Raw genomic sequence first — 12,678 nt, forward strand, 5'->3', positions numbered from 1 at the left:
GCCCTGGGCCTGATCGCCGCCGAACTGGTCGGCAACGCCTATGAGCACGGACTGGGCGATCACGGCGGGACCGTTCACGTCCTGCTGGAGCCGACGGCCGACGGCTGCCGCCTGGCCGTCAGCGACGACGGCGTCGGCTTTCCCGACGCGGCCCATCCCGAGGCGGTCGCCGGGTTCGGCCTGTCGCTGATCACGCGAATGGCGCGCGAGACGGGCGGCGGCCTCGTCATCACCCCCCTCGACCCCGGCACGCGGTTCGAGGTGCAGATTCCCGGCCCGACCTTATCGGCCCGCCCCGCCCGCCACGCCGCCGCCTGATCAGAGGCCGAACGGATAGATGTCGGGCGCTCCCTCCGGCGGCTCGCCCGCCACGGGCGTCACCGCCCCGGTCTCCTCGAACCAGACGAAGGCGTCGAACTGGGCCGACAGGCGCGCGTCGAAATAGTGGCTGCTGCGCTCGGTTTCGGGCCGGTAGATCACGCCGATGGCGCGCTCCAGCCGGACCTCGGCCAACGCCTCGGCCAGGCCGGGGTCGGCGCTCCAGTCGGTCAGGGACCGGCCCAGTCCGGCCTGCTGGAAAATATGCTCCCAACTGTCGCGGCGCGACGGCAGCACCTGTTTGAAGCGCACCGCCCCGCCCCAGTCGTCGGCCGCCGCGACCCGGCCCCGGTCGGTGCCGAAGCCGATGGCGACGCAGTCGCGGTCGAAGGCTTCGCGGCACAGCTGGCCGAGATTGTATTCACCCGCCGCGCCCATCGCCGTGGCCGAGGCGTCGCCCAGATGCGAATTGTGCGCCCAGACGACGGCCTTTGCTCCCTGCCCGCGCGCCTGCAGCAGATAGGCCAGCGTCTCGAACATATGACTGTCGCGCAGGTTCCAGCTCTCGACCGAGCCGCGATACATGGCGCGGTAATAGCCCTCGGCCGCCCGGACCACCCGCGCGTTCTGCGTCGCGTCCAGATAGTCCTCGCCGTCCTGACGGCTGTAGCTCAGCTGGTGCTGCATCAGGCTGACCAGTTGGGCCACCACCACGTCCTCGCAGTCCACCACCCCCAGGCGCGCCGCCGCGCCATAGCCCTGGGGCTGGTCCAGATAGGGCGTCAGACAACCGTAACGCCGCCGTGCCTCGCCCGCCGCCTCGGGATCGACCCGGTCCAGATAGGCCAGCACCTCGCTGCGCGACTGCGACAGGCTGTAAACGTCCAGCCCGCGTAGCTCGGCGCGGTCTACCGCTGGCCGTTCCAGGTTCCAGGCCCGCAGTTCGCGCACGAAGGCGGCGAACTCGGCGTTGCGCCACATCCAGCGCGGGAAGTTGGGGAAACTGTCCTTCTGGCCCCAGACGCCGCGATTGCGGACGAAGCGGTCCAGCTCGGCCACGTCGGGCCAGTCGCCCTCGACGGCCACGATGCGGAAACCGTGCCGGTCGATCAGCCGCCGGGTGATCGCCGCCCGCGCGCGATAGAATTCGCGGGTGCCATGGGTGCCCTCGCCCAGCAAGACGACGCGGGCCTGCCCGAAATGGTCGAAGGCGGCGGCGAAATCCTCGTCGTCGATGGGCGGCAGGGGCCGGGAACGCCGCCGCACCAAGGCCGCGACATCCTCGATCCGGAACAGAGGGGGCGTGGTCATGTCGTTATTTTGAGCCGCCTTTCCTCGTCCCGCCTTGACGCCCGTCAATGCCGAGGGCGCGCGCGTCCCTAGCCTCCCGTCCTGCCGTCGGCCGCGCCGACCTGCTCTCGAGGCCGCCCATGTCCGCGAATCCGTTCGCCGAATCCGTGCTGATCCCGCCGCTGGATCTGGCCGGCGACCTTCGCGCGCCGGCCCGGCCGCGCGGCCTGGTGGTCTTCGCTCACGGCAGCGGTTCCAGCCGGTTCAGCCCGCGCAACCGCCAGGTCGCCGAGGCGCTGGTCGCGGGGGGCATGGCCACCCTGCTGTTCGACCTGCTGACCGAGGAGGAGGCGCGCGACCGCGCCAACGTCTTCGACATCGACCTGCTGGCCGAACGACTGGTCCAGACCGTCGACTGGGCCAAGACCAGACCCGATCTAGCGAACCTGCCGCTGGGCCTGTTCGGGTCCAGCACCGGCGCCGCCGCCGCCCTCAAGGCCGCGGCGGAACGGCCCGCCGCCGTCGCCGCCGTCGTCTCGCGCGGAGGGCGGCCCGATCTGGCGGACGAAGCCCTGCCGCGCGTCACGGTCCCGACCCTGTTGATCGTCGGCGGCGACGACGAACCCGTGCTGACGTGGAACCGCGAGGCGCAGCAGCAGATTGCTGGCCCGGCCGAGATGGCGGTCATTCCCGGCGCGACGCATCTGTTCGAGGAGCCGGGCGCGCTGGATGAAGTGATCCGGCTGGCCGCCGTCTGGTTCGGCGACCACCTGCGCTGATCCGGCCTAACTCCGGCGGGCGGCGCCGAAGGACGCGGCGCGGTCCATCAGGTCCAGCACCTCCTCGTCCTCCAGTTGATGAAAATCGGCGTAGGCCTGGCTGACGCTGTGGAAGGACGCGGGCTCGGCCAGGCAAACGAAGGCGTCCACCTCCTCGCGCAGAGCGTCGGCGGCGTCGGGCGGCGCGACCGGCACCGCCAGGATCACCCTCGCCGCGCCCTGCCCGCGCAGGCCCAGAACGGCGGCCCGCGCCGTGGCGCCCGTGGCCAGGCCGTCATCGACGATGATCGCCGTCCGCCCTCTGGGGTCGGGCCGGGACCGGCCGCGAAAATAGAGGTCGCGGCGGCGTTCGATCTCGGCCAGTTCGCGCGCCTGCGCCCGCTCCAGATAGGCCGCGTCGGCCCCGGTCAGACGCCGCACCTCCTCATTGACCACGGTGTGGGGATGGTCGCCGTCGATCACCGCCGCCAGCGCCAGCTCGGGATTGCCCGGCGCGCCGATCTTGCGCACCAGGGCCAGGTCCAGGGGCGCGTCCAGGCGCCGCGCAACCTCGAACGCCACCGGCGCCCCGCCCCGGGGCAGGGCGTAGATCACCGGGTCGCGCGTCTTCAGCGCCACCAGCACATCGGCCAGCCGCCGCCCCGCGTCGGCGCGGTCCTCGAACAGGGTCGGGCGCCAGTCCATGTCTCAGTGCGCCAGCAGCAGGGACGGACCGTCGCGGTCGGCCAGGAAGCTGCGCGTCGCACCGCCGAAGACGACCTCGCGCAACCGCGACCGGCCATAGGCGCCCGCCACCAGCAGCCCCGCGCCCCGCGACCGGGCGGCGGCGGCCAGGGCCTCGCCTTCGCGGTCGCCGTCGACCTGCGAGGCCGAGGTCCGCACGATCCCGTGCAGGGCCAGATAGGTCTGAAGCCGCCGCGCGTCGGGGTCGGCGGCCATCAGGTCCAGTCCCCGAGGGCTTTGCAGGATCACCACCTCGGACGCCTCGGCCAGCAGCGGCAGGGCCGCGCGCACGGCTCGTCCGGCCTGCGCCCCGCCGTCCCAGGCGATCGCCGCCGGGCCGGTCAGGGCGGACGGCTCGCCCCGCGCGATCAGGATCGGCGTCAATTGCTGCAACAGGGCCTGGCCCAGCACCTCGCCGCGTGGATCGGCGTGGTCCAGCCCGCCCTGCCCCAGGATCACCAGATCGGCCAGGGCCGTCGCGCGCGCGGCGGCGGCCGGAGGGCGGTAATCATGCCTGGCCATGGCCATGCGCGGTGCCCCCCTGTCGCCCGCCTCATCCTCGTCCTCGCTGAAGGAGACGCCCCGCGAGGCGGCGGCGCGCCGCGCCACGGCTTCGATACGGGTCCGCCGTTCGTCCTCGGCGTGTTCGATCACGGCGATCGCTTCGGACGCCCGCCGGGTGCCCAGCGACCGGCCCATGGCGATCAGGTCCGCCGCCGCGTCGCCATAGGTCGAAACCACCCGCGCCCAAGCGCCGTGGCGAGCGCACAGTTCAGCAGCGAAGTCCAAGGCTTCGTCATGGTCATTCTCGACGCCGCCGGCCAGGGCGACGATCAGTTTCAGCCCGTCGTTCATGGCCTCGCCTTGCGGTCCAAAAGCAAGCATCGCACGCCGCCGCCGAAGGCCGGTTGACGTCCGTCAAGGACGTGGCCCGAATTTCGATCTTGCGGCGATCCGCCCTGTGCGCCCATATGACGGGAGCCGGGGACTGCGAGGCTGATGATGGACGCTCCCCCTCTGCTCTGCGTCGCGACGTTTCGGCTCGGTCCGCGTCTGGACCGCCGGCCTGGCGTCAAGCTGAGCTACGCTGCCGACGAACCTGTCTATGTCGAGGGCGACCAGGCCCATTCCGTCTATGCGGTGATATCCGGCGCGGTGCGGACCCTCCGCTATTCCCTTGAAGGGCGGCGTCAGATCGGCGCCTTCTACTATCCCGGCGACCTGTTCGGCCTCGAACCCGGCGAGGATCATCGCTTCTCGGCCGAGGCCCTGTGTCCGACCGAGGTGGCGGCGATCCCGCGCGGCGCGGCGCTGCCGGACGAGAACGTCCTGACCCAGGCGGCGCTGGCCGAGCTAGCGCGCGCCCAGGACCATCTGGCCATGCTGGGCCGCCGCACCGCCTGCGAGAAGATGGCCAGCTTCCTGCTCGACATCGCCGCCCGCGCCCGCTCGAACGACGCCTCCCTGCCCATGAGCCGCCAGGACATGGCCGACTACCTCGGCCTGGCCATGGAGACGGTGTCGCGCGTCCTGGGCCAGTTCCAGAACGACGGCCTGGTCGCCCTCCCGACCTGCCGCGACTTCCGCATCCTGAAGACCCCGGCGCTGGAGCGGCTGGCCGCCCGCTGAGACGCTGCCCCGGTCGATGGGCACGATGCCTCCCCTTCCAGATGCACCGTACAAGCCGAACGCGACAACCAAGCCTGAGCAGTTCGGTCAATTGGGCTGTAGCTATCGGAATGTCCTCACTTTAGGCTCGCCTCGGAAACAAGGAGAGGCCGTTGTTCAAACACGAAGATTTCTGGTTGCCGGATGGCGAGCAGCACTGGCTCATGCCGGATCTCGCGAGCTATCAGTCGCCGGGCCGCGAAGCCGCCTTCGGTTACGTCAAGAATTGGGGCCGGGCGCTCGATATCGGCGGCAATATCGGCATTTTCGCCCGCGCCTTCGCCATGCGTTTCGACGAGGTCGTCAGTTTTGAGCCGATCCCGGGCATCCGGGAATGCCTGGCGCGAAACGTTCCCGACAATGTCGTGGTCCAGCCCTTCGCCGTCGCGGACAAGGCCGGAGAACTGATCATGCAGCAGCTCGTAAAGGGCTCAGGCGGGTCCTTTATCGCCAATCACCCCGAAGTGGCTACGCCCACCAGCAAGATGCCGACCGGGGAGAGGGCCATCCACGTCCAGGTTCGCACCATCGACAGCTTCGATTTCGATCATGTCGACCTCATGAAACTCGACATCCAGGGGGCCGAGTATCTGGCGCTCAAAGGCGCGGAGCAGACGCTGCGGCGATGCCGCCCCGTCGTATTGATCGAGGAAAAGCCGCGTCCGGGCGACGAACTGGACGCAGAGAACGCCCGCAAGGCCGCCGCCTTCCTGATCGCTCTCGGCATGACGCCCAAGGAGAAGCCCGGCGGCGACCGGGTGTATGTGTTCGAGTGAGCGACTAGCCGAAGCCCAGCGACCAGAAAGCGAAACGGGCGGCCTGCGTGAAGCAGAGCCGCCCGTCAAAATCCAAACAACTCAAAGGTTGAATGGTCGGAGCGACAGGATTCGAACCTGCGACCCCTTGACCCCCAGTCAAGTGCGCTACCAGGCTGCGCCACGCTCCGAAGGCGCTCCGTATAGACGGCGATTCCGCAGTCCGCAAACGCTAAAACGCTCTTCGAACAACAAGTTCGCCTCAGCGCTGCAGAACAGCTTCCAGACGCGCCTTGGCCGACTCCAGGTCGGCCAAAACGGCGCCCAGGCGCGCGGCCTCGAATGGCTGGGCCGCAATGGCGGCGACGGGTTCGCGTTCCACGTCGGCGTCAATCTCCAACACGGTCGTCGGATCGCCATAGGCGGCCAGGCGAGCCAGCCCCTGCTCTTTATGCAGACGCTGGACGCCGCGAATCGTCAGCCCCTCGTCATGCAGCAATCGACGCACGCCCTTCAGGACGGTGACGTCCTCGGGCCGATAGAAACGACGGCCGCCCGCGCGCTTCACCGGGGCGATGAAGTCGAACTTCGTCTCCCAGAAGCGCAGGACGTGCTGGGGCGCGCCGACTTCGTCGGCGGCCTCGGAAATGGTGCGGAAGGCGTTGGGGCTTTTGGCCACCGTGATCAGTCCTCGACGACGGCGTCGTGGACCCGGCTCTTCATGATCTGCGAGGCGCGGAAGCTGATGACCCGGCGCGGGTTGATCGCCGCCGGTTCGCCGGTCTTGGGGTTGCGGCCCATGCGGGCGCGCTTTTCGCGCACCTGGAAAACGCCAAAGCCGGACAGTTTCACCGTCTCGCCGCGCTCAAGCGATTCGACGACCAGTTCGAGCGTGCGCTCGACCAGACCGGAGCACTCCTGGCGGGAAAGCCCCACCTCCTCATGCACCGCCTCGCACAAATCCGCCCGGGTCAGGGTTTGTTGTCCCGTCACTGCGTCTCTCCGCTGCCAATCCGCACGCATAGAAGGGCAAAGTCGCCCCGAATCAAAGCCCTGAATGCAAATCAGAGACGGAAGGCGCAGGCGCCCCAGGTCAGACCGCCGCCCATGGCCTCGATCAGCACCAGATCGCCGCGCTTGATGCGCCCATCCTTGATGGCCGCGTCCATGGCCAGCGGGATGGACGCCGCCGAGGTGTTGGCGTGGAGCGCGACGGTCGAGATCACCTTGTCCTCGTCCAGGCCCAGGCGTTCGCCCACGCCCTTGATGATGCGCTGGTTGGCCTGGTGCGGCACGAACCAGTCGATCTCGGGGATCGAGACGCCCGCCGCCTCAGCCGCGCCGACGATGGCCTCGGAAATGTTGACCACGGCGTGGCGGAAGACCTGATTGCCCAGCATCTTCAGGTTACCGACCGTGCCGGTCGTGGCCGGGCCGCCGTCGACATAGAGCATATCGGCCTTGGAGCCGTCGCAGCGCAGGGCGAAGCCCAGCACGCCCTGATCGGCCTTGGTCCCCTGCCCTTCGCGCGGCTCGATGACAAAGGCGCCGGCGCCGTCGCCGAACAGGACGCAGGTGGTCCGGTCGCTCCAGTCCATCAGCTTGGTCATTTCCTCGGCGCCGATGACCAGGGCGCATTTGGCCATGCCGCGCGCGACGAAGCCGTCGGCCACGCTCATCGCATAGACGAAGCCCGAGCAGACCGCCTGGACGTCGAAGGCGATACCGACCGGCGCGCCCAGCTTGCGCTGCACGATGGCGGCGGTCGCGGGGAAGGTCTGGTCCGGGGTGGTGGTGGCGACGATGATCAGGTCGACGTCGGCCGCCGTCTTGCCCGCGTCGGCCAGGGCGCGGCGCGCGGCCTCGACGGCCAGATCGCTGGTCGGTTCGTCGTCGCGGGCCTGATGGCGCTGATGAATGCCGGTGCGCTCGACGATCCACTCGTCAGACGTGTCGACGAACTTGACCAGGTCGGCGTTGGTGACGACCTTCTCCGGCAGGAAGGAACCGACGCCGGTCACGGCGCTGCGGATGACGCTCACTGGTGGGTCTCCCCGAGGTTGTCGGCGGCGGGCGCGGGCTGCTCCAGGGCGGCGAGCCGTCCCAGGTTGGCCCCGACCTTGGCCATGTAATCACTACGCGCCAGATCGACGGCGATGCGGATGGCGTTTCCATAGCCGCGCGGCGTGGCGCCGCCGTGGCTTTTCACGACGATTCCGTTGAGGCCCAGCAGAGGTCCGCCGTTGATGGCGTTGGGGTCGATCCGGGCCGCCATCCGCTTCAGCGCCGGCATGGCGATCAGGGCGCCCAGCTTGGCGAGGGGGCCGGAGGTCAACGCCTCTTTCAACAGACTGGAGATGAATCGCGCCGTGCCCTCGGCTGTCTTCAGGGCGATATTGCCGGTGAAGCCGTCGGTGACGACCACGTCCACCGTGCCCTTGGCGATATCGTCGCCCTCGACGAAGCCGTGATAGGCCAGCGGGATGCCGCCTTCGCGCAGGATGGCGTGGGCCTCGCGCACCTCGTCATGGCCCTTCATGTCCTCGGAGCCGACGTTCAGCAGGCCGACCGTCGGCTTGGCCACGCCGTGCACGGCCGCCTGGAAGGCCTCGCCCATGATGGCGAATTCGATCAACTGCTTGGCGTCGCTGCCGATATTAGCGCCGACGTCCAGCACCGCCGTATAGCCGCGCAGGGTCGGCCAGCTGGCGACGATGGCCGGGCGCTCCAGCCCCGGCGCCGCCATCCGCAGGATCAGTTTGGAAATGGCCATCAGGGCGCCGGTGTTGCCGGCGGAGACGGCGGCCTTGGCCTCGCCCGTCTTCACGGCCTCAACGGCGTTCCACAGGCTGGAGCCCTTGCCCCGACGCATGGCCTGGGCCGGCTTTTCGTCCATGGCCACGACCTTGTCGGTGTGGCGGACGTCGCATTCAGCATTGGTCAGGCCGCAGCGCGTCATCTCGGCGCGAATCGCCGCCTCGTCGCCATGCAGCAGGAAACGCACGCCCTCGCCGCCATGCCGCGAGAGGTAGTCCTTCACGCCGCCGACCACGACCGAGGGACCGTGGTCTCCCCCCATGGCGTCGAGCGAGATCAGTGTTGGGGATGCCAAGTGGAAATGGACTCCGTCGCCGTCTTGTCGCGGCTTCATATAGGGATGCAGGACGCAAATGTCGCATCCTTGGGATGCTACCAGGCCGACGTCAGGTCAACCTTCGTCGGAACCGTCCTTGGGACGCAGGGTCTTCAGCACGGCGAAGGGCGAGATTTCGCCGGGTTCCTTGGGTTGCTCGAACACCGCGCCCGGCTTGCGCGGGAAGGGATCGAGGCTCAGCGTCAGTTGCTCGACGGCGTACTGACCCAGGTCGAGGCTGCCGCCTTCGATCTGATCCGCCGAATCGTCATCCAGCTCCAGGTCGATCTCGCCGTCCTCCTCGCCCTCGCGCTCGGTCGCCTCGACCATCTGGATCGAGAATTTCCGGTCCACGTGAACCGGCAAGGGCTCCAGCGTCAGGCCACAGGTCTGGACGGCGTCAGCGACGACCCGCCCCTCCATCCGCCAGCCAGACACCGTCGGCGCCAGATTGATCTCGACCTCGAACGCCTCCAGCGCCTGAAGGTCCAGGGCGCGGGCCACGCGTTTGCACGTTTCCGCATCCGGCGTGAGACGGCGCTGCACGCCGGCGCCGATCTGATGCAGCCTCAGCGGTTCGCTGTAAGGCAAGGGAGGGGCGTCGTTCATGCGGCGATCTCCGCCCAGGCCGGAGCGCTGGACACGGTTTCAAACGACTGCGTCGCCAGATTCTGACGCGACGTCACGGCGTAACGCGCCAGCGCGCGCCCGGCCTCAATGTCAGCGCTTTCATAAACGTTCTTGGCCAGGGACGAAGCCAGGGCCTCGACGTCCTCGGCGCGCAGCGGGCCTTCATAGGCGTTCATGCGGCCATACAGGGACTCGCCCAGCTTGCGCATCTTCTTGCCGACGGACACGTCGCCGACGCCCAGTTCGCGCAGGGTGTTGTCCAGCGACGAAATATAGGTGTCGAACAGCTTCTGGGCCGCGACCTCGCCGCGCTCGCCGTCCTGCTTGAGCCGCAGGAACAGAATCAGCACGTGCAGGGTGTAGAGCTCGAACCGCGCGTCGATCCGGTCGGCCACGCCAAGGGTGGTGTAAAAGGCCGGCTGTCGAGCCTGTGCGACGGCCAGAGCATACAGGGCGTCGCCCTGGCGCTCGTCGGGTCGTTGTCGGAAGAGATTTCTAAGCATGAGCAACAGCCCCTTTTTCGCCGCGCCGTTGCACTAGGACGCAGCGCCGGTTAGGTCAAAGACCTTGTTATGCTGAGGCGGACGCTGATGCCCCGAATTACACCGATCTTCGCCGCCATTTCGTTGGCCGCTGCAGCCGGCGCCTGTGCGCCTGTTGTCGCCACCCAAGGCTTTCAGGCGATCGACGCCAAGCCCCAGGACGTCGTGGCCGGCACTGACACCAAGGAAACGGTTCTGGCGCGTCTGGGTTCGCCCTCGACGACCTCGACGTTCGAGCCTGACACCGTCTGGTACTATCTGACCCAGACGACCGAGCGTTACACCTACAACAAGCCGCAGGTGTCGCAGCGCACGGTGACGGAAATCACCTTCGACAAGGCCGACGACAAGGTCGCCACCGTCCGCACCCTGGGTCTGGAAGATGGTCGCCAGATCACCATGGAACGGCGTGAGACCCCGACCCGCGGCCGCCAACTGTCGATCATGGAACAACTGCTCGGCACCGTCGGCCAGGGCCAGCTGCCGCGCACCGAGGAAGACGTCCCCGGCCAGCGCCGCCCGGATTAAAGGCCTCAAGCCGCGAGCGACCGCGTCGCAAGCATAGGCTGCCCTTGGGCCTCAAGTCGCGAGCCGCCGCACGGCGAGCATAGGCCCCCAAGAAAGAAAAAACGCCCCGGAGATCGCTCTCCGGGGCGTTCTTCGTTTCGGGCTTGCGAGGCCCCTAGACGATCTTCCCGCTGGCCAGCACCGCCAGCAGCAGCAGCGCCACGATGTTGGTGATCTTGATCATCGGGTTCACCGCCGGACCGGAGGTGTCCTTGTAGGGGTCGCCCACGGTGTCGCCAGTGACGGCGGCCTTGTGCGCTTCGGATCCCTTGCCGTGGGTCATGCCGTTCTTGTCGGTGAAGCCTTCCTCGATCAGCTTCTTGGCGTTGTCCCAAGCCCCACCGCCCGAGGTCATCGAGATGGCCACGAACAGGCCGGTCACGATCACCCCCATCAGCATGGCCCCCAGGGCGGCGAAGGCGTTGGCCTTGTCCGGCTGGATGAACAGCACCACGACGAACAGGACAATCGGCGACAGCACGGGCAACAGGCTGGGCACGATCATCTCGCGGATGGCCGCGCTGGTCAGAATGTCCACGGCCCGGCCGTATTCGGGCTTGGTCTGGAAGGTCATGATGCCGGGGTTCTCACGGAACTGGCGGCGCACCTCGGCCACGACGGCCTCGGCGGCGCGTCCCACCGCCGTCATCGACATGCCGCCGAACAGGAAGGGCAAGGCCCCCCCGAACAGCAGGCCGACCACGACGTAGGGGTTGGACAGGTCAAACGCGACCGCCCCCATCCCATGGAAGAAGCTGCCCGGCGTCGCTTCGGCCGAGAAGTGCTTCAGGTCTTCCACATAGGCGGCGAACAGGACCAGCGCGCCCAGGCCCGCCGAACCGATGGCGTAGCCCTTGGTCACGGCCTTGGTGGTGTTGCCCACCGCGTCCAGGGCATCGGTCGAGACACGGACCTCCGGCGGCAGGCCCGCCATCTCGGCGATGCCGCCCGCATTGTCTGTGACCGGCCCAAAGGCGTCCAGCGCCACAATCATCCCCGCCACGCCCAGCATGGTCGTGGTGGCGATGGCAATGCCGAACAGGCCCGCCAGTTGGAAGGCCGCGACGATGCCGACGATGATGGTCAGAGCCGGCAGGGCCGTCGATTCCAGCGACACGGCCAGCCCCTGGATCACATTGGTGCCGTGACCCGAAACCGAGGCGTTAGCCACCGATCTCACCGGCCGGAAGGCCGTGCCGGTGTAGAACTCGGTGATGACCACGATGCCCGCCGTGACCAGCAGGCCGACGACGCCGGACCAGAACAGGTTCATGGGCTGGATCAGCAGCCCGCCGGACGTCTCGACGGCGCCGGGCACCAGTTGATTGATGACCCACCAGACCGCCACGACCGACAGGACGCCCGTCACGATCAGGCCCTGATACAGGGCCCCCATGATGTTGCCGCCCTTGCCCAGACGGACGAAGAAGGAGCCGATGATCGAGGTCACGATGCAGATGCCGCAGATCGCCAGGGGCAGCAGCATCATCACTTCGACATAGGGCTGATTGCGGAAGAAGATGGCCGCCAGCACCATGGTCGCCACGGTCGTGACGGCATAGGTCTCGAACAGGTCGGCGGCCATGCCGGCGCAGTCGCCGACGTTGTCGCCCACGTTGTCGGCGATGGTGGCGGCGTTGCGGGGATCGTCCTCAGGGATGCCGGCCTCGACCTTGCCCACCATGTCGCCGCCCACGTCGGCGCCCTTGGTGAAGATGCCGCCGCCCAGTCGCGCGAAGATGGAGATCAGCGAGGCGCCGAAGCCGAGGGCCACCAGGCCGTCGACGACCGCGCGGCTGGTGCTTTCAAAGCCCATGCCTTGCGTCATGAAGGCGTAGTAGCCCGACACGCCCAGAAGCGCGCCGCCGGCCACGAACATCCCCGTGATGGCGCCCGAGCGGAAGGCCAGGTCCAGCCCCTTGGCCAGGCTTTCAGACGCCGCCTGGGCCGTGCGCACATTGGCCCGCACCGAGATCAGCATCCCGGCGAACCCGGCCGCGCCGGACAGCACCGCCCCGATCAGGAACCCGAGCGCAGCCCAGGGCCCGATAAGCAAAAAGGCCGCGACCAAGATCACGACCCCCACCATACCAATCGTTGTGTACTGACGCTTCAGATAGGCCGACGCCCCTTCCTGGATCGCCGCGGCGATCTCTCGCATCCTGTCGTTACCCGTGCCGGCCTTCATCAGGACGGCGGTCTGGACGGCGCCGTAAAGCACCCCCAGCGCGCCGGCCGCGATGGCCAGCCAAACGTAATTCATCATGGCGTTT

General features: G+C 68.3%; 15 protein-coding genes and 1 tRNA gene. 5 read left to right on the top strand and 11 right to left on the bottom strand.

The window, feature by feature from the left end:
• The coding region (locus tag ACREEF_RS05000; protein ID WP_431564511.1) for an ATP-binding protein at window positions 1-318 on the top strand (318 nt) is incomplete at its 5' end.
• On the opposite strand, the gene ACREEF_RS05005 is transcribed toward ACREEF_RS05000, so the two are convergent.
• Window positions 319-1,629, bottom strand: coding sequence for an erythromycin esterase family protein (locus ACREEF_RS05005; protein ID WP_431564512.1), 1,311 nt, complete (start codon window positions 1,627-1,629; stop codon window positions 319-321).
• Window positions 1,630-1,748: 119 nt separating this feature from the next.
• On the opposite strand from ACREEF_RS05005, the gene ACREEF_RS05010 reads away from it, so the two are divergent.
• On the top strand, window positions 1,749-2,387 hold the full coding sequence (locus ACREEF_RS05010; protein ID WP_431564513.1) for a dienelactone hydrolase family protein: 639 nt from the start codon (window positions 1,749-1,751) through the stop codon (window positions 2,385-2,387).
• 6 nt (window positions 2,388-2,393) lie between these two features.
• On the opposite strand, the gene ACREEF_RS05015 is transcribed toward ACREEF_RS05010, so the two are convergent.
• Both ACREEF_RS05015 and ACREEF_RS05020 read right to left on the bottom strand, forming a co-directional pair.
• Window positions 2,394-3,071: a phosphoribosyltransferase gene (locus ACREEF_RS05015; protein WP_431564514.1), complete on the bottom strand. Its 678-nt coding sequence runs from the start codon at window positions 3,069-3,071 to the stop codon at window positions 2,394-2,396.
• A gap of 3 nt (window positions 3,072-3,074) precedes the next feature.
• A complete protein-coding gene (locus ACREEF_RS05020) occupies window positions 3,075-3,965 on the bottom strand; it encodes a hypothetical protein (RefSeq protein ID WP_431564515.1) in 891 nt (296 codons plus the stop codon).
• A 144-nt stretch (window positions 3,966-4,109) separates the two neighbouring features.
• Between ACREEF_RS05020 and ACREEF_RS05025 the strand changes: the two genes are divergently transcribed.
• On the top strand, window positions 4,110-4,739 hold the full coding sequence (locus ACREEF_RS05025) for a helix-turn-helix domain-containing protein (RefSeq protein WP_431564516.1): 630 nt from the start codon (window positions 4,110-4,112) through the stop codon (window positions 4,737-4,739).
• Window positions 4,740-4,915: 176 nt separating this feature from the next.
• Entirely contained in the window at window positions 4,916-5,554 is a 639-nt protein-coding gene (locus ACREEF_RS05030) for an FkbM family methyltransferase (protein ID WP_431564517.1), read from the top strand.
• A 93-nt stretch (window positions 5,555-5,647) separates the two neighbouring features.
• Here ACREEF_RS05030 and ACREEF_RS05035 read toward each other — a convergent pair.
• The 7 genes from ACREEF_RS05035 to ACREEF_RS05065 form a co-directional block, all read right to left on the bottom strand.
• Window positions 5,648-5,724 (bottom strand) — tRNA-Pro (locus tag ACREEF_RS05035).
• 71 nt (window positions 5,725-5,795) lie between these two features.
• A complete protein-coding gene (locus ACREEF_RS05040; RefSeq protein WP_431564518.1) occupies window positions 5,796-6,212 on the bottom strand; it encodes a MerR family transcriptional regulator in 417 nt (138 codons plus the stop codon).
• Between the two features lie 5 nt (window positions 6,213-6,217).
• Complete coding sequence (locus ACREEF_RS05045; protein ID WP_354089413.1) at window positions 6,218-6,526, bottom strand: integration host factor subunit alpha; 309 nt, start codon at window positions 6,524-6,526, stop codon at window positions 6,218-6,220.
• A gap of 71 nt (window positions 6,527-6,597) precedes the next feature.
• On the bottom strand, window positions 6,598-7,575 hold the full coding sequence (locus ACREEF_RS05050; RefSeq protein WP_431564519.1) for a beta-ketoacyl-ACP synthase III: 978 nt from the start codon (window positions 7,573-7,575) through the stop codon (window positions 6,598-6,600).
• Window positions 7,572-8,645 carry a phosphate acyltransferase PlsX gene (plsX, locus tag ACREEF_RS05055; protein ID WP_431564520.1) on the bottom strand — a complete coding sequence of 358 codons (1,074 nt, stop codon included), beginning with the start codon at window positions 8,643-8,645 and terminating at the stop codon, window positions 7,572-7,574. Before plsX ends, ACREEF_RS05050 begins: the two co-directional genes overlap by 4 nt.
• Before the next feature lie 96 nt (window positions 8,646-8,741).
• The gene (locus ACREEF_RS05060; RefSeq protein ID WP_431564521.1) at window positions 8,742-9,275 is read right to left on the bottom strand and encodes a YceD family protein; all 534 of its coding nucleotides are present in this window, start codon (window positions 9,273-9,275) and stop codon (window positions 8,742-8,744) included.
• Complete coding sequence (locus ACREEF_RS05065) at window positions 9,272-9,799, bottom strand: ubiquinol-cytochrome C chaperone family protein (protein WP_431564522.1); 528 nt, start codon at window positions 9,797-9,799, stop codon at window positions 9,272-9,274. Before ACREEF_RS05065 ends, ACREEF_RS05060 begins: the two co-directional genes overlap by 4 nt.
• Before the next feature lie 87 nt (window positions 9,800-9,886).
• Here ACREEF_RS05065 and bamE point away from each other — a divergent pair, with 87 nt between their 5' ends.
• Window positions 9,887-10,366, top strand: a complete 480-nt coding sequence (gene bamE, locus ACREEF_RS05070) for an outer membrane protein assembly factor BamE domain-containing protein (RefSeq protein WP_431564523.1) — start codon at window positions 9,887-9,889, stop codon at window positions 10,364-10,366.
• Between the two features lie 154 nt (window positions 10,367-10,520).
• Here the strand turns inward: bamE and ACREEF_RS05075 are convergent, their stop codons facing one another.
• Window positions 10,521-12,671: a sodium-translocating pyrophosphatase gene (locus ACREEF_RS05075; protein ID WP_431564524.1), complete on the bottom strand. Its 2,151-nt coding sequence runs from the start codon at window positions 12,669-12,671 to the stop codon at window positions 10,521-10,523.
• Window positions 12,672-12,678 lie beyond the last annotated feature (7 nt).

Source organism: Brevundimonas sp. (assembly GCF_050729455.1).
Taxonomy (GTDB): Bacteria; Pseudomonadota; Alphaproteobacteria; order Caulobacterales; family Caulobacteraceae; genus Brevundimonas.